This window comes from Burkholderia sp. BCC1977 (assembly GCF_905339595.1).
In the GTDB taxonomy this organism is placed as follows: domain Bacteria; phylum Pseudomonadota; class Gammaproteobacteria; order Burkholderiales; family Burkholderiaceae; genus Burkholderia.
Map to the genome: position 1 here is coordinate 77,392 of NZ_CAJPGQ010000007.1, position 23,577 is coordinate 100,968.

Genomic DNA, 23,577 nt, shown 5'->3' on the forward strand with positions numbered 1-23,577 from the left:
GCAGAAGGTTTGTTGAACTACAGTCGCCGTCCGTTGCCGCTGATTGTCGACGAATCCGGCACATACGTCGACCATCCGCTCGTGGCCGAACGCGGCCGGCCGCCGCCCTGTGACGCGCGACCGGTGCAGATCGCCGGTTTCCGACGTCCGCGAGCGGCGGCGTCCAACCCGCTACTGCCCGTTGCACAGGTGGGCATGCAACGGTAGTTAAAAGAGTGGTCCGGTTATAGATTTATTTTTTGTTTGAATTCTGAAAGGTATATCGGCTTATTCGGCTTTGAGGCCTGACACTTGTTGACCATCTTTCAGTCTCGCTTATGCGACTATCGCGGTAAAACGCAAAGTGAGACCAGAATATGCGCCGCGTCACGCGCGAGATTGAGAGACGCCTCGTTCAACGCAACGCGGCCAAACAAGCGATTCATTTCGAGCACGGCTCGCTGAACAGCGATGCGCATTCACTGTGGGTCAAGGCGACCGCTTGGCTTATGGCGGCGGTGATGTACCTGAGTCCGACTGTGTTTCTCGCGGATGAAGTCGCGCACGCCGCGCCAATCGTCGATCCGCGCGCACCGATCACGTTCCAGCCGACCGTTACTCAGACGAGCACGGGAGTCCCCGCTATCAACATCCCCGCTGCCAACAGCAATGGGATAAGCGTTGGGCAATACCAGTCATTCGAGGTGACGGGCAAAGGTCTGGTGCTGAACAACAGTACCGTGGCGGGGACGCCGCTGCTTGGCGGCACGCTCGGTGCGAACCCGAACCTGAATGGGCATCCGGCGACGACCATCATCAACCAGGTCACGTCGAACAACATTGCCGTGTTGAATGGGCCGCTCGAGGTATTTGGCTCGCCGGCGGCCGTCATCGTTGCGGCGCCGGGCGGCATTGCCGTGAACGGGTTGGCGCTGACGAACATCCCCGGCCTGACGCTCACAACCGGCACGCCGCAGTTTCTCACCGGCGTGGGCGGTACGGCGACCGACTTTGCGCATGCAGGGGCCGTGGCCTATGACGTGCAGTCGGGCGCCATCACGATTGACGGCCCGGCTGGTGTGAACGGGCCCGGAGCCGGCATCGAAGGCACGGTCGGGAATATTGATCTGATCAGCCAGAGCGTCAGCATCAATGCACCGTTGCGAGCGGATCAGCGTGTCAATGTGATCGCGGGTAGCCAACTCGTCACGCCGACGGCTAGCGATACGACTGGCATCGCGTACGGTACTGCGACGAACGGGGCGGCGAATACCTCAGCCGCGATCGGCAAGACCGTTGCAGTGGACGCGAACCAATATGGTTCAGTCACGTCAGGGACCGTCTATATCGTGTCCACGGCAGCGGGTATGGGCGTGAACACTCAAGGGCCATTGTCCGCGACGGCGGGCAACGTACTCGTGAACGCGAACGGTGATGTGTCGGTCGGTCAAACTTTTGCCAATCAGAACGTCAATCTGACCAGCGCGGGCAACACGACGATCAACGGAACGGGCCTCGCAAACCAGAACTATACGGTGACGGCGAACGGCGACATCAACGCACCCGGCGCAGTGTCGGCCGGGCAGAACGTGTCGATGATCGCAGGCGGCAATCTGAATGCCGCGTCGGTCGCCGCGAACGGCGCGGCCAATCTCACGGCCGGCCAGTCGATGTCGATTGGTTCGCTCTCCGCGCACGACATTGCGCTCCAGACGGCCAACGGCGACCTGACGGTCGGCGGCTTGAGCGCACCGGGCACAGTATCGGCGACGGCCGGGCGAGACCTGGCGGTCAACGGTGCGGTGCAGGGCGGCAGCACGGTCGCGCTGACGGGCGCACGTAACGCGACCGTCAACGGCCAGGTGTCAGGCGTGGGCGACACCACGATTGCCGCGCAGACGGGTTCGGCGAACGTGAACGGCAACGCGCTGTCGAATGGGGCGCTGTCGGTGACGGCAGGCCAGAACGCGGCCGTAGGCGGCACGATGCAGGCGCAGGGTCCGGTGTCGATCGCGGCACAAGCCGGCTCGATTACGGGCCAAGGCAATGTCTCGTCGTCGCAGGGCGCGGTGAACCTGAATGCCGGTCAGGCGATTGCGCTCAATGGCGCGGTGCAGAGCGGCAGCACGGTCAACGCGACGGCCGGTACGAACGCGAGTTTCGGTGGCACGGTATCGGCACCGGGCGCGGTGGCGATTCAGGCGGGGCAGGACACGACGCTCGGCGGCAGCGTCACGAGCGGCGGGTTCCTGAACGTCACGTCCGGCGGCAGCACCAGCGTGCAGGGCACGGCCGCGTCGGTCGGCGACATGACGCTCGCAGCCAGCGGCGGATCGCTCTCGACCACCGGCAACGTGGTATCGCTCGGCGCATTGAATGCCAGCGGCAAGCAGGGCGTTAGCTTGGGCGGTACGGTCTACAGCGGCGGCAACGCTTCGATCGGTTCGACTGCGGGAAGCGTCTCGGTCGCGGGTGCGGTGTCAACGCCGGGCACGGTGAACATCAATGCCGGTCAGGATGCGACCGTCGCGGGTACCGTCCAGACGGGTCAGAGCACGACGATCGCCGCCGCGCGCGATGCAAACCTGAGCGGTGGTCTCGCGGTCAGCAATACCGGTAACGCCAGCGTGACGGCGGGCCGCGACATCAACGGAACGGGTGGGCTCAGCGTCGCGAACGACACGACGCTCAATGCCGGCAACAACATCGCGATCTCGGGCGCGATTCAGACCGGCAACAATCTGAGCGCGACGGCCGGTCAAAATCTGTCGGTCGGTGCGACGACGGCGGTCGGCACCAGCACGCTGACCGCGACCAACGGCAGCGCGACGCTCGTTGGAGATGCCCTTTCGGGCGGCGCGACGACGATCACGGCTGGCACGGACCTCAATGCGCAAGGCAGCGTCAAGAGCCTGGGCGATCTGAGCGCGAATGCGAAGGCGGGCAACCTGACGGTAGCCGGTCCGGTCTCGACGGCTGGCAACGCGACGCTGAACGCCGGTCAGAACTTGACGCTGAACGGCCAGACGACCGCCTCGAAGGATGCGAACCTGACGGCGACCAACATTACGACGCAGGGCGTCGCAGTTGGCGGCAATCTGACCGCAACGGCGACGAACAACCTCGACACGTCGGCGGGGCAGCTCAATCAGCCCTTCAGCGCAACGGCACCGGCGTTGTCGGTGGGCGGTAACGCGACCCTGTCGGGCGCGAACGTCACGACCGCGAACGCCGTGGTGGGTGGCACGACGCAGATCACTGGCACGCAGAGCGTGACGACGGGCGGCACCGCAGCGTTCAAGGGTGACGCGACGGTCGCTGGTGGCACGGTATCGAACGTCGGCACGCAGATGGCGGCAGGCAATCTGAATGTATCCGGCACGACCGTTACAAACACGGGCAGCCTGTCATCGCTTCAGACGGCGAACATCACCGCGACGAACCTCAATAACGCCGGGACGATCTACGGGCCGACTGCAAATTTCAACGTGTCGGGCGCGACGACCAACTCGGGCGGTTTGCTCGCGACGAACGCACTGAACTTGACGACGGGCAGCCTGAGTAACGCGAATGGTCTCATTTACTCAGGCGACGTCAACAATCCGACGGCCGCCATCGGCAACACGACCGTGACGGTGACGGGCGGCAATGGCTCGTTCGACAACACCAATGGTCGGATTCTCGGGCAAAACGTTGCGACGCTGAACCTGCCGCACCAGACGCTCGATCCGTCGGTAGCCAATTATGGGACCGTCAACGGCGGCAACGGGCTGAACCTGTCCGCCCAGTTGGTAAGCAATTCGGGTACGTGGACGCTGCCGGGAACGGCCGTCACGGTCTCGTCAGCCAACGGCATCAACAATGCCGGCACGATCAACCAAGGCACGGGTTCACTGGCGCTGAACGGCGCGGTGGGCAACACGGGTGCAATCAACGGCAACGACCTGACGATCAACGGAACGCTCGCCAACGCGGCGAGCGGTACGGTCACGGCCAATGACGCGTTCACGCTGAACGGTTCGGGCACGAACGCCGGCACGGTGCAAGCGGCCAATACGCTGACGATCAGCGGATCGAGCTATGACAATTCGGGCGGTACCACGAAGGCGGGCAATAGCAACAGCCCGGCGGGCAGCGGGAACGCGACGATCAACCTGAGTGGCGATCTCGGGAACGCAGGCGGTACGCTAACGGCGACCAACGATCTGTCGATCACGGCAGCGACCGTCAATAACGCGACCGCTTCATCCGGCTCGTTGACAACGACGACGACCAAGACGATAGACAACCCCGGCTTGCTGTGGTCGACGGTGATCGGCACCATCAATTACCAGTTCTACTTTCCGGGTGTGGGCGATCACGTTCCGGCTGAAAATATTCCGTTGACCCAGCAGGCGACGCTGGGTGACTTGTTATCGCCTGTTGGTGTCGCGATCACTCAGGCTCCCGTCGCGTCGACCGGAACATTCACGCTGGTTCAACTGCCCGGTGATGCATCGCAAGCGCAGCCCCAACTGGGGAGCCTCGGTGCGGCGTACTGGTATCTGCAGGACGGTACGCTCGCGAACAACGGCATCAGCAAGACCTTCACGCTGCCGACGGTGACGGAAACGACGACAACGGTTGGCGTGGTGTCCGGACCGTCGTCCGTGATCGCGGCAGGTCACAATCTTTCGATGACGGCCCAGACCTTGAACAACCAAGGCGGGACTGTCAGTGCGGCGAACGACGTTTCGTTGAACGTTCAAACGTTGAACAACGAGGCGCGCTCGTACACCTCGACCGTGACGGACACGGTCGATGCGACGGCGTTGAATTCGCTGTTGTCGGGTCTGCAAGCATTGAGCGGTTCGACTACGGGCGGATTCCTGGGGCAGGGCGGCATTCCGATCGCGGTCTACCAGAGCGTCGGCACGTCTCCGGGATCTTCCGGCGGCGGCATTGTCGGCACGGGGATTCACGCTTGCGATCTGAACAGCCATTGCTCGTACACCATCGGTCTGCCGACCACCTTCACAATCAATTCGCCGGGGACGGTAACGGTCCCGACGGTGTCGACGAGCACCACGGTGCAGGGCTCGGCGGGACAGGTTCTGGCAGGCCACAACCTGAACGTATCCGGCGGCAACCTGACCAACGCAGGAACGCTGACGGCCGGCAACGACGTCACGATTCAGGCAGCGAGCTTTACGAATCAAGGTTCGAATGTCGGATCGAAGACGGTCACGGCGGGTTGCGCATCGGGCGTCTCGAATTCGGGCTGTACCTCGCTGCATACGACGAATCCGAACTCGGAGACGTATAGCTATCAGCAGACCAACAGCAACGTTACTGCCGGCCACGACATCGTTATCGCGGCGAATCAGGTTAACAACACCTACGGCAATCTGGTCGCGGCACACGATGTCGTAATCAGCGGCGCAGGCACGACCGCGGGCAATCCGACGCAGGCATCGAGCGTCACAAACACCTCGGCCGCGATCGAGGCCGGCAACAATGTCCAGATCAACGCGGGCACGGTGACGAACACGATCGCCGCGCCGGTCACGGTTCATCAGAACTACGGGTCGGCGTCGCCGTACACGGGGTGCGGCCAGAACTGCGAAGCGTACATCGAGGTGCAGTCGGCCAAGCCGGCGACGATTACGGCGAACAACAACCTGTCGATCACGGCGGACGTGTTCAGCAATACGGGCAGTCTCGTCACGGCGCTGAATACTGCGACGATCAACGCCAGCTCAAGTGCGTCGAGCGACAACCAATATTTGCATGCGTACTGGACGGGTAATCCGGCCGGTATTCGCACGTGGGGCTGTCAAGGTTCAGCCGCGACCTGCCAGAATCTGTACGGCGGTGCTTTCAGCCTCGGCGATGCGCAGGCCGCGCCCGGCTTGCCGTCGAACGTCGGTATGTCGGATTTCGTGCCGGCCACGATTCAAGCGGGCAACTCGCTATCGGTGAATTCGCCGACGCTCACCAACACCGGTAACGTGATCGGTCAGACCATCGCGCTGACGGGTTCGCAGCTCGTCAACGGGATCACGAATCCGAACGTCTTTACACCGCCGCCGGTCGTGTCGGGGCAGGTGATTTCGCTGGGGCCAGTGTCGACGCCGTCTGGCGTGGCCGCGACGGTCAACGTGGCGGGCCGCGTCGTCGACGCGAATGGCCAGCTGACGTCGGTGACGGGTTCGGCCGGTTTGCCGCCGAATACGCCGATTGGTGTGCGGACCGTCGGTACGCCGGTCGCGCCGATCATCACGCAGGCGAATACACCGCTGAGCGCGACCGTCAAGACGATCTCGGGGCAGACCACGACGGTCACCTATCTGACGAACAACCCGGCCGCGCAGGTCGTTGATACGGTTTCGTCGGCGTCGCTGATCGCCAACCTGCCGGCGAATCTGCAGCCGGCCAATGTGCCGTTCTACTACGACCCGTACACGGAGAATCAGCAGATCGAGCAGGCTGCGCTGCAGGCGACCGGCAAGAGCAGTTTCTACAGCACGACGAGCGCCACGGACAGCACGAGCCAGGCGTCGATCGGCAATCAAGACAAGGCGGCGCTTTACGGCGCGTCGCTCGAGTACGCGAAGGAACACAACATCGCGCTCGGTACGCAGTTGACTGACGCGCAGTTGGCGATGATCGATCATCCGATGCTCTGGTACGTCGAGCAGACGGTGCCGGAGCCGGGTTGCAGCACGACCGGCGGCGCTACATGTCCGACGGTGCAGGCATTGATGCCGGAAGTCCTATTGCCGAAGAACTTCGCGGTGGTGAACGCCGACGGTGAGATTACGGGCACCAACGTCACGCTCAACTACGCGAACAGCATCCTGAACACCGGGACGGTCACGGCGCAGAACCTGACGGTCAACACGAACTCGCTGACCAACGAGCAACGCTCGACGAACGTCGGCACGATTTATCAGACCGGGCAGGACGGTGTGCTCCTGCAAACCACGGGCACCGTGGTGCAACAAGGCGGCTTCATGTCGGCCGCCAACTATCAGCTCAATGCGCAGTCGATCGCGCAGATCGGTGGGGCGCTGCAGCAGGTCAATGCCGACGGTAGCGTGAATCAGGCCGCAACGCAGCAGATGCTGTCGGACCTGAAGACGAAGCTCGGCGGGAATTTCACGCAGCAGACGGTCACCGATAACCTGCACACGGACGTTGTCGACGGTGACGCGTGGTACGACCAGCTGTTCATGACGGCGGTCATTACCGGCCTCTCGATCATGTCAGGGATGGCGGCATCGGCCGCGATCGGGGCGATGGCGTCTGCTGCGTCGGGGACGGCGTTTGCCGCGGCGGTGCCGGCGAGCACATCGACGATCGCGATTGGCGCGACCGAAGTGACTGTGACGACGGCGGCGGTTGGTGCGGGAACGGCCAACGTCGCGTTGTCGGCCGCTTTCGCCGGCATGATGAACAGCACGATGAGCCAGCTGAATGCCGGTGGCGCATTCAGTGTCGGGAAGATGCTTGAAACCGGGGGCGTTGCTGGGCTCACGGCCGGCCTGACGAACGGCATTACGTTTGACGGAGGCACCCTGGGCTGGTCGTGGAGTGCCTCACCGAACAGTCTCGCATCGCTGGCGGGCGTGCAGTCGGTGGGCAATACGCTCGTGCCGCAGGCCGGTGCAGCAACGGGTTCGTTGCCGACCACGATCGGTGCGCTCGCAGCCGAGTCGGTGCTGCAGGCCGGCGTGCAAACGGCGATCCAGGGCGGCAGCTTCCTGACGAACCTCCGCAACAGTGCGGTATCGAATGTAGCGGCAGCAGCGGCGTTCGCGATCGGTAACGGAACGGATCCACTGACCTTCGAGAATATTGCGGCACACGCCGTGCTCGGTTGTGCAGCAAGCGCGGCCGAAGGAAACGGATGCGCGGGCGGGGCCGTGGGCGGAGCAATCTCGGCCGGGTTGAATCCGATCATCGATGCGAACGGCAATATCCCCGCGCCGATCCTGACAGCGATAGAAACTGTCGTGAGTGGCAGCGTAGCCGGGGTGGCGGGCGTCAATATTCAGGGCGCGGTGGCGGCGGCCCAGAACGAGACGCAGAACAATTGGTTGAATCACGTCACGATACTCCCGGGGCAGAAGTCGGAGGCACAGCAGGCCGCAGAGGCGCAAGCGGGATGCGATAGCGGAAAAGCGGCTGACTGTGCTGCAGCGGCTACATTGATGCAGAAATCGACCGCTCGAGATCAGGCTCTCGCGACGGCGTGTCAATCACCCGGCTCGATAGCTTGCCTGTCCCAGAAGTTTCAGGCGTACATGGCGGGCAATACGATTCAAAACTGGGGCGGGACAACCGTTGCAGTCGAGACACCGTCACCCGTGACGACTACCCCGAGCCAGGCGGCGGCTACCCTGGACAATATGCTCGGCAGTCCGCTCGCAGGGATATACGGCGGATTGATGTATGCGACGGGCGCTTCGCCGACCGATGCGTACTACGCATCGATGATCGGTCAAGCAACAGAGGGGATCGCGGCCGGTGCTGCAGGGTTCAAGATGCCTGCGGCACCGATCAGTGGTTCGGTTGCATCTTCTTCTCGCAACACTCTAAATTTCTCGCAGACTACTGCTAGTCCATGGTTTAGTGAGGAAGGAAGCTTCGCCGGATCTACAATTTCCGATGTCGCTGCTCAGCTTCGAGCTGGAACACTGTCGCCGGCCGATTTGCCTATCCAGACGATCAATCTGGGAGGAAATACGCTCATCATAAACACTCGTTCGTCGCTTGCGCTCACACAAGCGGGTATTCCGCGGAGCCAATGGAGTATTGTTGACATGACGGGTGACGCGACGGCGGAAGCCGCAATAGCCGCACGTCTTGGAAACAATGGCTTGGCTAACAGCGGTACATCGACATTGCGTATCACCGGATCTGGTCAATCCACTAGTACATATATCGGTAGCGGAACCATTCCGCGTCCGGGAGCTAAACAATGAATGAACTTTGGCAGTTGCCGGTACCGGCGTCAGCTTTGCTTAAGAGCCCCGAGTTTGTCGTTCTTCCACGCCGTGAGTGTGAGTTGAGGCTGTCTATCGAGGACGAAGAGGGCGAAGCTACTGATTGCACGTTGAGACTCAGCGGAGTTGAAGTATATAAATGCACGTTTATGACATCCTGTACGGCGGATATGTTCAAGCTCGCATATGGGAAGCTGGTCTCGCTCGATAGCGATTGGTTAGATAAAGTTCGAATCGCTGGGAGAAAAGATTCAAAAACCATTGCGGCATTACAACACTTGATGATCACCTTCGATGATGGGCCGTGTTATGAGTTTCTTTGTACGTCATGGAGTGCAAACTGATGGATACCTCTAATCAATTCAGCCGTTCGACGCATGGGATTCTCGCGAACTAGCGGCGAACCCGGAAGCATTTGATGTGACACAACATCAAGCAAAACTAGGAATATTTTTTAACAACGAGGTAGTATGAGGGCGCTTGAAAGAATTTCGGTGGTTTGTTTCGCGGCTTTGTTGGGCGCGTGTGCATCGAAACCGCAATACGACTTCGATGCGCAAAAAATGTCGTCGGTCAAGACGATTGCGGTCGATGTGTCGAGGCCAACGGTGTATTTTGCCGTCACGGCCGGAGGGCCGGTATTCGTCCCAATTCCTGGAGTGGGCCTGTTGGCTGCGGCTGTCGGCGGCGCAATCGCCGGCGGGACAGCTGCCGTGTCGACTCGCACCAACAAGGATTTTAACGACGTCGTCAAGAGTGAGCTTGGGGATACCGGACTGAACCGTAAGTACATCGAGGCACTGGAGGCCGAGTTGCGGGCGCAAGGTTACCAGGTGAAGGAAGTCAATCTTGGTCAGGCTGGCATGCCCAAAATCGCAGGAGATTGGCTGCATCCAACATTGAAGGGTGAGGCCTATACGGGAGCGGATGCGATTTTAATTGCACCGGCCAATACCGGTTATGGCGCACAAGGACTGGGTTGGCCGTATGTCCGATCGGTTAACAGCCAAATTCGAATTTTTTCGGCATCGACGTTTGAACCTATTTTCTCTCAGAATATGTTCTTGCCGATCCCTACCCATCTAAATCCGACCTCGGGCGGTGGTGGTATTAACAAGAATACCGGCTCCAACTTCGCTTCAGATGCCAAGGAGAATGGTCCTTATGTCTATCCCTTCTATGCTGATCTGGTGAAAGACTTGCCCAATGCCATCAAGGGAATTGATGAGGCACTTATGAGCTTCGTGCCTCAGTTCCGCACTGCGCTACTGAGCGGCCGCGGAATCACTCAGTCCGCCAGCGCAAGCCAGAAGTAAGAAAACGCCGGAATGACATGATGAAAGTCAACGAAATCGAGCGATTCGTGCGCGCCAAGCATCTATCAATACTACTAATGATGTCATGTCCGGCGTGGCAGAGTGCGGTATTCGCCGGGACCATCGTTCCGGACGGTGGTACGGCGACGTCGGTTGCGGTGGGCGCTGGCGGTCGCCAAACGGTCAATATCGCTCCTTCAGTTGGCGGCGTGTCGAACAACACTTACTCGTCGTTCAACGTCTCGAAAGCAGGTGCCGACCTGAACAACGTCGGCATCAACGCACGCACGATCGTCAACCAGGTGACGAGCACGAATCCGTCGCTGATCGAGGGCAACATCAATGTGCTCGGTCCGCGTGCGAACGTGATCCTGGCGAATCCGAACGGGATCACGGTCGATGGCGGCAGCTTCACGAACACCGGTCACGTCGTACTGTCGACAGGGCAGGTGAGTTTCAACGACCTCACGCTCGCGCCCGGCGTCATACAGCGCAACGTCGTACTCACGACCGACCGCGGCGTGATCACGATCGGTTCCGGTGGGTTGTCTGGCACGCTGGTCAATCTCGACCTGATCGCAAAGCAAATCAGCATCAACGGCCCGGTGACCAACGATTTCACCAGCTCGACGAGCGGCATTCGCGCGATCGCTGGCGACAGCACAGCGACCTACGACACCAGTTTCTCGCCATCGGACAACGGCCACGACTGGTTGATCGGCACATCTTCGCCTGGGACGAAAAGCAACGCCGTCGCGGTCGACATCACGGCCGCCGGCGGACTGACGGCGGGCCGCGTCCAACTGATCGTCACAGACCAAGGCGCCGGCGTGCACAGCCTCGGCAAGGTCTATGCGAATGCGGGCGACGTTGTCGTCACGGCAAACGGGGACATCGCAATCGCGGACGGTTCCTTGAAGGCGGAGCGCGACGTCGCGCTTGCGACGACCGGCACCGTATCATTTCAGGGCGCGCAGGTGACCGCCGCGAACAACGTGAATGTCCAGGCTGGCAACATCGCGCTGTCTGACGACACGACTGGCCCGACTACCCTGAGTGCGGGTAACACGGTCAACCTGACAAGTAGCGGCTCGATCACCAACACGGGCAGCCTGATTCAGGCAGGCACTACAGCGAGCGATGGCACCACGACCGGCGGCGACGTGATCCTCACCGCCGCAGGCGACATCACGAACCGCTCCAGCGCGAACAACCTCGGCGTCATGTTCGCCGCCAATGGCCAAACGAAGCTGACGGCCGGCGGCAACATCATCAACGACAACGCCCGCATCCTGTCGAACGGCGCGGTGAGCCTCACCGCAGCCGGCGACGTGCAGAACATCATCGACCATACCGGCGGCACGAACGGCGGCCAGCCCACTGCGTATACCGACAGCCGCGGCGGCTTCCTGTTCTTCACGCATACGACGAGCGGCTTCAACGTCGACTACGGAACGGTCGGCAACCCCGACCAGCTCGCCTATATCGCCGCCGTGCACGGCCCGGTAACGATTACGGGCCGCAACTTCACGAATTCCGGCGGGATCGTTCAATCGAACGACGGCGACGTCAACATCGCCGTGCAAAACGCTTTCACCAACGCCGCTGTCTTCACGGGCCAGGCGAGCTACACGCGCAGCTGCTGGATCTTTTGCCACGCCGACGCATCGAGCAACGTCACGCCATATGGCGGCACGATCCAGGCGGGCCGCAATATCGGCATCAAGGCCGGGACGGTCGCACGCAACATCGGCGGCAACGTCTTCGCGACTGGCGACATCAAGGTCGACGCACCGATCACATACGCACAGGGCGTGACTGGCTATGCCGCAATCAACCAGCATCGCGGCTTCAAGGCGTTCTTTGGCAGCACGTGGGCGCAGATCATCGCGATGGATATCGGTGGCGGCTTCACTGCGAACGGCAACGTGACGCTGACCGGCGACGGCGTGATCGACGGCGGCTCGTTCAGCGGTGGGAAGGGCGTCACAGCGGCAGGCGGTATCACGACGGTACGCGCCCCTTCGCGAACGCCCGTCCAGATCGACCAGCATCTGGGCCTGACGACGTGGTGGTGGCGTTGATGAATCGAGCGATGCTTGGAATTTTTGGCCTGCTGATCTCAGGGCTCGTCGTGACGCTGGTGATCGTCCTGGAGACGGCGCCGACGCCGCAGGAAAAAGCGGCGATGACGGCTGCAAAGCCGGCGAAGGCGAGGTGAGGATGCGTGTCTTGTTGAAGCTGTGGGCGGGTGCGACCGTCATGGTCGTTTGTGTGACCTGGTTAGCCAATCGTTCAGCTCATGCCCAATCATTGCCCCCCGCCGGCCGGCCGGTGCAGGATCCGGCACAACTGATCATCGAGCAGCAACGCGAGCAAGCGCGCCAGCGACAGCTCGAGCAGCCGCCGGCTTCGATCACGGTCGCGCCGACGTCGGAGACGACGCTCGACATCCCGGCGGATACCCCCGTCAATGCGATTGCCGAATCCGGCCCGACCTTCGCGGTGAAGCAGATCACGCTGCAGGCGCCCGACGGCAGTCGGTTTGAACCGCCGAATGGTGTTTCCGACAAACGGCTCGAAGCAGTCGTCGCGCCGTTCGTCGGTCAGGACCTCGGTTCGCATCGCATCAACGTGCTGCTGAAGCGGATCACCGACGTATTCGTCGAACGCGGTTTCGTCACGACGCGCGCGCTGCTCGGCCCGCAGAATCTTGCGACCGGCACGCTGAAGATCACGATTCAGCTCGGCACGATCGAGGCGTTCACGGTCAACGGCAAGCCGATTCACCGGCTCAAGGCAGGCGAAGCGTCGGCAGGCGGTGGCTGGCTCACGGACGCCGGCTACGAGAACGCATTTCCGGTGACGTCCGGCGATCCGCTGCGGCTATCGGATATCGACCAGGGCGTCGCGCAGATCAACCGGCTGCGCCGCAACCAGGCGACGGTGCAGATCCTGCCCGGCCAGAATCCCGGCGAATCGATCGTCGACATCGGCAACAAATCGGGCGATCGCCTCTATTACACGTTGGGCGTCGACAACTACGGCAGCTCGGCCACGGGCGTGACCCGCTATCGTGCCGGCATCGAGGCCGACAATTTGCTCGGCCTGCAGGAATCGCTAAGCGTGAACTTCCTCGACAGCTTGGACAGCAACGCGATCGTTGGTTCGTTCGCGGTACCGTTCGGCCGCCACACATTCAGCTATACGATCTCCGACTCGGAATACCAGCAGGTGATCGGCACGACCGCGCTCGAATACGGCCGCACGCTGTCGCACATCTTCGGCTGGAATTATCTGGTGAACCGTAGCGTGAGCGATATCACCAGCGTTGACGCGACGGTGTCCTGGCGCCGTACCGACCGCGAGGTCAACGGCATCGATCTCGATCCGCAGCGGGTCGCCGTGCTTCGCGTCGGTGGCACCTGGCTGCACAAGTTCGTGATGAACGACGCGCAGGGGAATTTCACGATCAACGGCGGGCTGTCGCAGGGCCTGCCTTGGTTCGGCGCGAACCATGATCCGCACGGCATCACGCGCGACGAAGCGCACAGCCAGTTCACGAAGATGGATGCGGCCGCCGCGTTCACGCTGCCGTTGCCGAAGATCGGGCACGCGCTGCTCGCGTATCGCGGTGTGCTCGGCGGACAATATACGAACATGGCACTGTTCGGATCCGAGCAACTGTACCTCGGCGGGATGGACACCGTGCGCGGCTTTCGCTCGGGCGAGATCGCTGGCGATCGGGGCTTCTACTCGCGTAACGAACTGGCTTGGGTAAACGCGCCGGCGTGGAAAGACGGCCGAATCGAGCCGTATGTATTCGTCGATGCCGGTAAGGCGGGCCTTGTCTCGGTACCGGGTTTCCCGACGCTCGCCGGCGCGGGTGCCGGGTTGCGGGCGCAATGGCAGTGGCACAAGCAGTACTTGTCGGGCGAGGTCCTGGTCGGGCGTGCACTGACACAGCCGGCTGCACTCGGACCGAAGGCAACGTTGGTATTGGCGACGGTCAACTGGAACTACTGACCGGTCCTGGACTACCCCGAGGGCTTATGCGCTCATTTATTGAAAACGCGAAACGATGACGAAAACGAAACTCAGCTACGCGCTCTCAGCACTTGCCTTGACCGTGGCACTGACCGGCTCGGCAATTGCACAGACGTCCGCCGCACCCCAAGCGACGGGCCCCGTCGCAACGGTCAACGGCGCCGCGATCACACAGGCGGAAGTCGACGCCGTGCTGCGCGCATCGCGGCAACCGGATACGCCGCAAGTGCGTCAGGCGATCAAGAATCAACTGATTGCACGTGTGCTGATCCAGCAGGCAGCGGAGAAAGCAAACTACGGTAGCAAGCCGGAAGTACAGGCGGCGATGCAGGTAGCAAAGGCGAATGCCGAGACGCAGCTGTATCTGAAGGACAACGTGAAGCCGGAGCCGGTAACGGATGCGCAGGTCAAGTCGCGTTACGACGAGATTGTCGCGTCGCTCGGCAAGGACGAGTACAAGCCGCGTTTGATTGTCGTCAGGGATGCGGCGACAGCCGCGACCGTGCTGAGTGAACTGAAGGCCGGCAAGTCATTTGAAGGGCTTGCACGTCAATACAGTCTTGCGCCGAGCCGGGATGCGGGCGGGGAACTGCCGTGGGTGAGCTTCAAGGCGTCAGCGACGGAGGGCAAGACCTCGGGCCTGCCGGTCGTGGTCGCACAGGCGCTCGAAAAGCTGTCTGTCGGTGCGATCACGCCCGAGTCGATTCCGGTCGACGGCGCACGCGCGATCGTGAAGCTCGACGCGAAGCGGCCGACGCAGGTGCCGACGTTCAACCAGGCGCAGGCGACGATCCGTCAGCAGCTCGATGCGCTCGCGCTGGAAAAGGCGAGTGCACAGTTTGTTGGCGGCCTGTTGAAGAGCGCGACGATTCAGCAATAGAACGTCGCACGACCGACGCGAGATGCGGCGTATGAAAGCGGCGTAAAGGCGGTGACGTCAGATTGACAATCCTCTGGCCAGCTTGTCTTTGATGTCGACGGAGACGCACATAAGCGGTTTGCCGCGAGGGGGCGAGCCGGGTGGTTCGAGCCGCAGCAGGAAGTCGAAATATCGTTCAGTGAGCTTTGCAAGTTGCTCCTGAACCGCGCCAAGCCGGATCAGGCATTGGGCGTCCCAGTTCATGCCGACGACAAGTTCGCTTGTCTCGCCGTTCCACTCGCTCAGGAGAATCGCCGCGGCTCGGGCGTTTTCCTCGGCGAATCGCTCGACACGCTGCTCAATGTAGCGCACGTCGTCGCGCATTAGCATGCCGGAAATGCGAAGCGAAACGGCATGCGCAATCTCGTCGTGCCTTAGGTACACCGAGGCGATGCCGCCCAGATGGCGAGATACTCTATCGAGCTGCTCGTCTTCCAGATCGTCTAGCACGGCTAGTGCGCCGGTCAGAGTATACGAGGCCGGTTCTTCCATTTCGAACCTCCGGTAATTGGACTCGCCCAGCACGCTGGAAAGCGCCGGGATGTCGGTGCTATCGCGCTCTAGGTCGCCACCGGTCGAAATTGTTCGAGAATACGCGCTTGGCGTTGGAGAAAGGCTTCCAACTGGACGTGCTCATCGGCGAGTTCTCTGAGCAACTCTACGTGCAGGGCTAAGCCCAGTGGCACACATGACGGCTCTCCGTAGCGCACTCGTCTGAAGATACTGCCGGTCCGAGCCCATTTCTGGGAGAATTCCCCAAGTGCGTTCTCGACGATCTCCGCTTCGTCGTCGGTCAGTACGCCGCGAATGCGGATGACGAGCGAATGCGTGACGGCATCTGTCGCGAAGTAAATGTCGGCAGGGTCGGCAATCGTTTGGGCGAACTGCTGCGCATGGTAGTGCCGGAAGTTGTCCAGGACAGACAAGGCGCCGGAAATTTCATAGGTGAATGACATACAGCCTCCGCATCATGGGATCGCGGTCAGCAAGAGGACAGGAGTGTCTCCTCTGCCGAGGTGCGCTACGCTAGCAATCGGATACCTCTGAAGCCCAGTTTAGAGTCGTTTGATATATTGTCAAGGAAAAAGAATATCAAATGGATGATTTTGAGGCACGCCTAAAAAGGGAGCGATTGCGTTTGGGGCTGAATCAGACCGAGCTGGCGACGCTCGGCGGGGTCCAGAAACATGCGCAATTTCAGTACGAAAAAGGGATGAGGCGACCCAACTCTGATTACCTGAGTGCGATCGCGGCTGCTGGCGTGGATATCTGTTATGTCCTGACCGGCGAGGCAGGCGCGCGTCTGGAGAGTCCCGACGAGCAGCGGATCGTCTCTGGGTTTCGGGCGCTCGACGCGCGCAAACGTGAGGCGATTTTGACGTTGATCGAGGCGATTGCGGAGTCTCCGCCGCAATAGATGTACTACCGATTTTTCTCTGCGATCGTTGGTGCGAGGCCCGAATGTGTCGGGGAGGTATTTCGCTAGCACCAAGTTTCGCTTTGTCGATGGCTTGTATCGAGTCGATGCGATCGAAGCGGGGTGTCGTCGACAAGTCGGCAGTAGAGTAGATCGTGGCGAACCCGTGTGCGATTCCGATTCGTCGGCGAGTAAGTAGTCGGCTGACGGCGACCAAGTATTCCATCGACCGCCCGCATATAGAGCTCATCCCCAGCACTGGCTAAAGCACAGAGCGCCAGCAGTGGCTGCATGTCCTGCGTTACTCCAGTACCGCGGCATGCTCGGTCGCGGGTACGCGGTCAAGCATCGAGTTACGTCTCGCATGATTTCGCTTATGCATCGCACCCACCACGAAAATCTCCAGTATCCCTCACCAATGCGACGTGCGATTGCGGACGTGGCGCCCAAAACCGGCGCAAGCCTATCCTGCGATGCCTCGATTTTCATGTTGTTTTCGGTGTCGAGCGTGACTTCCGTGCGCTCGATGTGCAAGCCATGTGCAACAGGAATTCGCATCCGCGTAATCGCAGTGCGTTGGGCGTTTAACGACGTCGAGCAAAAAGACGCGTGGCCGGTGCTTGGCCGACTGGTCCCGAGCGCATCGGATGTAGAGACGTGGAGAGTTGGTGTCAGCGCGCGTTGAGTGGAGAGTGCGCTCGACGCATCGCACCGTGTTGTGCAGGCGATACTCGTGTACGATCCGCAGTCGCATGGCTGTCAAGGTGTGCGCAGAGCGGACGCACGTGTATGGCACCGGCGTAGCAATGGCAGGGCAAGACGGGTGAGTATCGTGTTCGCGCGTTAGTGACATCGAACGCGTTCCGGTTGTCCTTCAGTGTGAACCGACAAGGACACGATGTTCACTGCGCTTCGCGCCCGCGTGCGCGAATGAGAACGCGGGCGAAATTCCGTGTGAATCGGGGAAACATCTGGTGAGGGCAGAAAAAATATTTTTTGTTCCGCCATATTCCTCTGCATTCCGATGTATTCCGTCCTCATCGAAAACTGCATGAAACGGGTGTTGACGGCGCGTAAACGCGTGCGCAAGATGCAGTGAAGGTCGTGCGTCGGAGTGAGTCATGTCGATTGCCAGGAGTTTCACGCGAGGGCAGTGGGAAGCACTTGGACGCAGGCTGGATGCGCTGCCGGAAAAAGCGAAAGATGATCAACCAGTCAAGGTGGGAGATGGCGTTGAATCCATACGGACACAGATCGTGGCGGCGCGGGAGAAGGGATATACGTTGCATGAACTAATAGAACAGGCCGCGCAGGAAGGCATCGACGTAAATCTCAATTCCCTGAGATATGCGATGCGCCGCGCGGACGGAAAGGGAAGAATTCGACCGGGCAGACGGGACGCGGCACGAGAGCAGGTGACGGCGCCTGCTCGGGGCAGGAAGTCAGCGCGAGCCGATGCTCCACGCGATAACCCGCAACGCACTGGACTGCAGCAGAAGGGGGGCAAGGGGGTAACCAAGCTGGGGCAACAGGTACAGGGCTTCCTCGGATTTCCGATCAGCCCGGATACCGAGAACTTGTAGAGGTCTCGCATGGCAACGGAAAATCCTCCCATCTATATGGTCGGTGGCGGCAAGGGCGGTGTTGGCAAGAGCTTCGTGACGCTGGCGCTGGTCGATTACCTCGGATGGACGGATGTCAATGTCGTGCTGGTGGAGACGGACACGTCCAATCCCGATGTCATGAAAGCGGTCCACGACGAAATCGAATGCGGGTCATGTGATCTGGACGACGCCAGCGGCTGGATCGACTTCGTCAATTTTTGCGATATGCACCGGGACGCGACCGTTGTCGTCAACACAGCAGCGCGAAGCCAGACGGGTGTCGCACAGTACGGCGGGACGCTCGCCAGCACGCTCGATGAGCTGGCCCGGCGTCTCGTCGTGTTGTGGGTCATCAACCGGCAGCGCGATAGCCTCGAATTGCTTCTGAAGTTCGGTGCGACGTTCCCGAATGCGGTCACGCATGTCGTGCGCAACGGCTATTTCGGGCCACCGGAAAAATTCACCCTGTATCGGGACTCGCAATTGCGCAAGGCCGTCGAGGCACAAGGCCAGTCGCTGGATTTTCCCGATCTTGCGGATCGCGTCGCTGACGAACTGCGTAGCCAGCGCTTGTCGGTACGCAAGGCGGCGGAAACGATGCATATTGGTGAGCGGGCGGAACTGCTGCGCTGGCGTGCGGTGTGCAGCACGATGTTCGCCAAGGTGACGGCTCATGCGTAACAGGCGGGCGAGGTCGCCTGATGCGCTCGCCTGCCTGTTTCTCGAGGTCACGGGTGAGTTGCCCGACGATACCAGCCTACTGCGGATGCGGCGGGTTTCCGGTGCGTTGAGCTTGCGGGACAACGACGCGTTGTGGTCGATGATCGTCGTGCTCGAATATTACGCTCGGCTTTACGAGGCAATGCCCGACCGTATCCGCAAGGCCGGGGATGGCAGTTTCGAGGCAGTGCGTCGGGAAGCCGAGGAGGCGACCGATGCCTTGATGCGCCAGCATCGCGACGCGCTCGCGCGCTGCAAGGCGACGATCCAGTTGGCCGAGGGCATGATCCGGGAACACGAAGCGAGGTATCAGGTTGCGCTTGCGGCGCTCAATGAGGGATCGATAGCCGCGCTCGCGAATGGGATGGCCAACCGGGTCGCGAAGATTGCCGGTAACCGCCTTGTCGGTGCAGCGGCGGTGGCGGCGCGGGACCAGCGGGAGCGGATGGACGAGGCGGCGAGCCTGTTTGAGCAGGCGATAGCGGAAGCCGTGAAACGGGTGCAGACGGGTATCGAAGTGACTGAACGGCGTTTGATTCGGGCGCTGAGCCGCCTATTGGTCGTCGCGGCTGGTCTATTTGTGATGCTGGTCGCTGCTGCATTTTGGGTGGGCGAACACGCTCGATAGACGGTACTCCCCGCTTGCGTTCGAGCACAGGCGGGGAGTGGACGATCACGCGGTGTGTTGCATGGCTTCGGCATTCGCTATGCTGGCGGCGGTTGGGAAGGGCCACGCCGGGTGGTTTTCGTTCGCCGGCGCAGTGTCAGCTGCAGCGCTAGCTTCCTGCGCGTTGGCTTCGTCTGCACTGGCCACCTTCGGGTTTTCCGCTTCATCCTCGTCAGCCTCATCGTCCAAGTCGTTCATCACGCCGAGGGCACGGATTGGCGTCATTTCCCGATCGGTGAGGATTTCCGGGAGCCATGCGGCCTTTGCCAGCCGCAGTTCGGCAGCGGCGGCGGCATCGCCCTTTTTCATCTTGCTGAAGTCAAGGGCAATCTTGGGAGAAACTGCCTGCATGGCTACGTCCACGATCCGCGCCTTGCTGACGTGGTCGAAATACGAGGCGCGGGTCGGCGTCCAGTATCGAGTCATGTCGAGTTGCAGCGCGTTGCTCAGGACATTGATGGCGTGCGGGCCTTCCGTACCGGTCACACCGTCGAGCAGGGTGCCGGTGCAGAAGGCGAGCAGATCGAACAGCGTTGTGCCGGGATCCTGCTCGGTCAGCCACGGCAGCAAATCGGCCAGATTTCGGGGGAGGGCCGCGAGCCACTGTTGGCGCTGCGCGTCGATGATGCCCCATGCGGTGCTGTCGGACAGATCGTCGGCGACCTTCAGCAGCGTATCGTGGTTGCTGGTGGCATTGAGTTCCAGATAGTCACGGCTCGGCCCGACACCGTACCGCTCGGGGAAGGCGATCGGCGCCAGCCGGAACAGCAGCGCGGCGAGGGCGACGGACGGTTGCGCGATCAGTTCCGCGTGAATGGCGGCGGTGCGGTGGGCGCTCAGGCGTTGGCAGAGCTTCGCGCTATGAACCGGCTTGGGCTTCCGGTTTGCCTCCTTGGGTGTGGCGACGGCCTGCCCGATTGTCGCTGCACCCGCGCCGCGCCCGGCATCGCTGTCTCGGCGTACCAGCCCGCGCTCGATGATCAGGTTGCCTTGCGGGTCGAGGATGATGAACGCACCGGCTTCGGCCATCTGTTGTGCGTCCCATGCCTGCGTGCGTATTTCGAGCGCTTGAATCGCGGCGGTGACTGCGTTTAGTTCGCCCTCGATCCGTTCGCCTTCCTCATAGGCGTTTCCATCGTCCTCCGAAAGTGCGTCGTACTGTTCCGTGAGTTCATCTTGTCGCGCCGTCAGGGCATCCATTTCCCGCTGCTCGTCCTCGGTATACGCGCGGTCGAGCGGATCGAGCCTGTCGTAGTGATTCAGTTTGAGTACATCACGCTCGATGCGTGTTTCCGTCCAGTTCCACCCTTCGGCACGGACTTCCTCGGCCACGGCTTCGAGTTTTTCGCCCGCGAGACGCTGCAACAGTTCCGCGTCGGCAACGAATCCGGCATTTTCAGCGTCGCTGAACAGGTCTCGTCGGACATACCCGCCCGCCGCCTCGAAAGCAGCGAGGCCGACGAAGTGCACAGACGGCTGCGGCTCGCGTCGACTTCGGTTCGGGTGATCGCCTGACGGAGATATTGCGGAGAACGCTGCCAGTCGTTCGGAGCATCGAACCAGACGCGCTCCTGCGTTTCATGGTCGTCGGCCAATGCGAGCGCGGCCAACTGGTCGAGGGTAATGCCGTCCTCGCGCAGCAGTGCGAGCAGCTTGGGCGACACATTGGCGAGCTTCATGCGCCGCTTGATGGTTAGCGGAGAGGCGGAAAACAGCGCAGCGATGTAATCGACGCTGCGGCCTTCTTCGGCCAGCATTCGGTACGAGCGGAGCACGTCGAACGGGTCGAGCCCTTCACGCTCGCTGTTCTCGATCAGTGAAATCGCGAGGGCTTCGCCTTCGCTGACGATCCGCACGGGCACCGGATAGTCGGCGGCGATATGCTTCTGCTCGAAAAGCAGGTCGAGCGCGGCTTCGCGGCGCTGGCCTGCGCAGACACCATACCGGCATTGCTTGCCGCGCGCCCCTTTCATTTCGTGAACAACGAGGTTTTGCAGCAGGCCCTTCGCACGGATATTGACGGCAAGGCTGAGAATGCCAGATAGGGGTTGCGTGCGCGCGTTGAGCGGCGAGCGTCGCAGGCTCGAATACGGCACGGTCACGACTGGCTGCTCGTCGCCGAAATTCGTTTCGAGCACGGTTGCGGATTCGGCGGCTTCGGCAGCAATGCTGACGGTTTCGACATTTTGGGCTTGCATGATCGACTCCAGGGAGTTGGAAAGAGGGTGCCGGGCCAGAGCGATGCGAATGCGTCAGAACGTGACCCGACTGGCGTTCTGGCGCAAAGGCAGGGAGCCGGGGCGGCGTGGGTGCACCGCCCCTGAGTCCTTACGCCTTCATCTGGCGCATGGCATCGGCAAGCATCCACAGAGCGCGGTTGAGCTTCACGTTCTGGTCGATGCCGGTGATGGGGCGCGTGGACATGGAGCGGCCCGAGCGTGAGCGTCCGTGCAGACCACCCTTCGTAAGGTTTTCCTGCACGCGGTTGAAGACGGTCCAAAGGTCTTCTCGGCGATCCTCGAAGCGGCGCGGGGCGAGCAGTTGGCTGTCGGTGATCGGGGCGGGTGCCTCGGCGCCACTCGGGTCATAGCGCAGCGCGAGGGCAGAGCGGGCGAAAGCATGTTGTTCGTCGCGATCGAGCGTCACAGCGCGCATGCCGTCCTTCTGCTCGCGGATCAAGTCGAAGCCGTCGAGCACGTCGAACGCGCCGTTGATCACGTTCTGAACGATGTTGCCTTTGTGCTGCACGCGGATATCGGCGATGTTGTCGCCGGCGACCATGCCGTTTTGGCACACAAACCGGAATGTGCCTGCGAGCATCTGATAACTGCTCGTGCCATCGTGCGAGTTCAACAGCACGATTTCATCGGCTTCCTCGCCGGTGATCTGATCGGCATGGCGCAGCCGCAGCATGTGCTTGGTGAATTCGCGCTTACCCTCATCGCGCACGCGGGTCTGGCAGATCATGAACGGCTGAAAGCCTTCGTTGCGGAGGCCGCGCAGCACTTCGATGGTGGGAATGTAGGTGTAGCGCGCGGAGCGGCTTTCGTGCTTGCCGTCCGCGAAGATGGAGGGGGCAACGCGGCGAATCTGATCGTCCGAGAGGGGTGAGTCAGCGCGCAGCATCGGGGAGCCGTAATGGAAAGAGGAAGCGAGTTGCATGGCAATCTCCACAGTCAAGGTTGAAGACCTGAACCGGGCGAAGGGATGTGACTTGCCGTTGCGGCTGAACACCTCCCGGTGGAACTCGGGGTTGGCTTTGCTGCCGCCAGGCTCCCGGGTTCCCGCCCGTGCGACTGGAGGAGCCGATAGCGGGCAGGCGTCAAGGAAAAAGGCGAGGGAGGGGTGCGGGCAACACGGTCCCTCGCCCCTTGATGCCTGCCCGTGCCCGCTATCGGCTACGGTCGCGGGTCAAGGGCGGGAACCTGGGAGTCGGGTGCATGCCATGCCTCGGGTGACCGGGCATGAGGCGCCGCGTAGAAGCTAACGAAGTTGCCAGCTGCGCCTGGGGTTGATGCCCGATAGGGCCGAAACGCGGTACGCGGCTCGACGCGCAGCGCGAAAGCCCGGTCCCGACGCGTAAGCGTCAGGAGGCGTCTGGTTGACCTGGGAATGTTGTGCGCCGGATGTAACAGCGCAACCGGATGGTGGGGAAAGCGAACGTGATCGACGACAAGGTGCCGCGGTCTGGTCTACCAATGTCCGGACGCGTATTAAGCACTGCGTCAGCGGATCCGTCGATAAAACGCTTGGGCTGCCGAATCGGGATCGACTCCGATGGGCAAGGATTTAGTAAGCATCTTGGTCGCCAATAACGATCAATTGTGCATAATGGCTTGCGGTGCGCATGGATGCCAGCGTCACCCGCGCGGCGAAAACTCATAGTACGCTTACGCCTTTAGAGCGCATAAAGCCCGA

14 protein-coding genes and 1 pseudogene are annotated in these 23,577 nt (G+C 61.5%); 11 read left to right on the plus strand and 4 right to left on the minus strand.

Features of this window, described 5'->3' with window-relative positions; all coding sequences use genetic code 11:
• The first annotated feature begins 356 nt into the window (after positions 1–356).
• The 7 genes from U5771_RS08560 (at position 357) to U5771_RS08590 (ending at position 15,212) form a co-directional block, all read left to right on the plus strand.
• Positions 357–8,948 (plus strand): filamentous hemagglutinin N-terminal domain-containing protein, encoded by an 8,592-nt coding sequence (locus U5771_RS08560; RefSeq protein WP_322023561.1) that lies wholly within the window; start codon positions 357–359, stop codon positions 8,946–8,948.
• Positions 8,945–9,313, plus strand: a complete 369-nt coding sequence (locus tag U5771_RS08565) for a hypothetical protein (protein ID WP_322023562.1) — start codon at positions 8,945–8,947, stop codon at positions 9,311–9,313. Before U5771_RS08560 ends, U5771_RS08565 begins: the two co-directional genes overlap by 4 nt.
• Positions 9,314–9,439: 126 nt before the next feature.
• Positions 9,440–10,285, plus strand: coding sequence for a hypothetical protein (locus tag U5771_RS08570; protein ID WP_322023563.1), 846 nt, complete (start codon positions 9,440–9,442; stop codon positions 10,283–10,285).
• Between the two features lie 77 nt (positions 10,286–10,362).
• Positions 10,363–12,369 carry a filamentous hemagglutinin N-terminal domain-containing protein gene (locus tag U5771_RS08575; protein WP_322023647.1) on the plus strand — a complete coding sequence of 669 codons (2,007 nt, stop codon included), beginning with the start codon at positions 10,363–10,365 and terminating at the stop codon, positions 12,367–12,369.
• On the plus strand, positions 12,369–12,506 hold the full coding sequence (locus U5771_RS08580; protein ID WP_322023564.1) for a hypothetical protein: 138 nt from the start codon (positions 12,369–12,371) through the stop codon (positions 12,504–12,506). Before U5771_RS08575 ends, U5771_RS08580 begins: the two co-directional genes overlap by 1 nt.
• A gap of 41 nt (positions 12,507–12,547) precedes the next feature.
• A complete protein-coding gene (locus tag U5771_RS08585; RefSeq protein WP_415859394.1) occupies positions 12,548–14,311 on the plus strand; it encodes a ShlB/FhaC/HecB family hemolysin secretion/activation protein in 1,764 nt (587 codons plus the stop codon).
• Between the two features lie 55 nt (positions 14,312–14,366).
• A complete protein-coding gene (locus U5771_RS08590) occupies positions 14,367–15,212 on the plus strand; it encodes a peptidyl-prolyl cis-trans isomerase (RefSeq protein WP_322023566.1) in 846 nt (281 codons plus the stop codon).
• Between the two features lie 57 nt (positions 15,213–15,269).
• Here the strand turns inward: U5771_RS08590 and U5771_RS08595 are convergent, their stop codons facing one another.
• Positions 15,270–15,743, minus strand: coding sequence for a hypothetical protein (locus U5771_RS08595; RefSeq protein WP_322023567.1), 474 nt, complete (start codon positions 15,741–15,743; stop codon positions 15,270–15,272).
• 68 nt (positions 15,744–15,811) lie between these two features.
• Positions 15,812–16,207, minus strand: coding sequence for a hypothetical protein (locus U5771_RS08600; RefSeq protein ID WP_322023568.1), 396 nt, complete (start codon positions 16,205–16,207; stop codon positions 15,812–15,814).
• Positions 16,208–16,347: 140 nt separating this feature from the next.
• Between U5771_RS08600 and U5771_RS08605 the strand changes: the two genes are divergently transcribed.
• From U5771_RS08605 to U5771_RS08620, 4 genes are all read left to right on the plus strand, one after another.
• Positions 16,348–16,668, plus strand: coding sequence for a helix-turn-helix transcriptional regulator (locus U5771_RS08605; RefSeq protein WP_322023569.1), 321 nt, complete (start codon positions 16,348–16,350; stop codon positions 16,666–16,668).
• 1,121 nt (positions 16,669–17,789) lie between these two features.
• The gene (locus tag U5771_RS08610) at positions 17,790–18,251 is read left to right on the plus strand and encodes a hypothetical protein (protein WP_322023570.1); all 462 of its coding nucleotides are present in this window, start codon (positions 17,790–17,792) and stop codon (positions 18,249–18,251) included.
• Positions 18,252–18,260: 9 nt separating this feature from the next.
• On the plus strand, positions 18,261–18,953 hold the full coding sequence (locus tag U5771_RS08615) for a protein mobD (RefSeq protein ID WP_322023571.1): 693 nt from the start codon (positions 18,261–18,263) through the stop codon (positions 18,951–18,953).
• Entirely contained in the window at positions 18,946–19,620 is a 675-nt protein-coding gene (locus U5771_RS08620; RefSeq protein ID WP_322023572.1) for a hypothetical protein, read from the plus strand. The genes U5771_RS08615 and U5771_RS08620 overlap by 8 nt, the downstream gene beginning before the upstream one ends.
• Before the next feature lie 45 nt (positions 19,621–19,665).
• Here the strand turns inward: U5771_RS08620 and U5771_RS35575 are convergent.
• Both U5771_RS35575 and U5771_RS08635 read right to left on the minus strand, forming a co-directional pair.
• Positions 19,666–21,857 (minus strand): annotated as a pseudogene (locus U5771_RS35575) (ParB/RepB/Spo0J family partition protein).
• Positions 21,858–21,987: 130 nt separating this feature from the next.
• Complete coding sequence (locus tag U5771_RS08635) at positions 21,988–22,821, minus strand: DUF932 domain-containing protein (RefSeq protein WP_322023575.1); 834 nt, start codon at positions 22,819–22,821, stop codon at positions 21,988–21,990.
• Positions 22,822–23,577 lie beyond the last annotated feature (756 nt).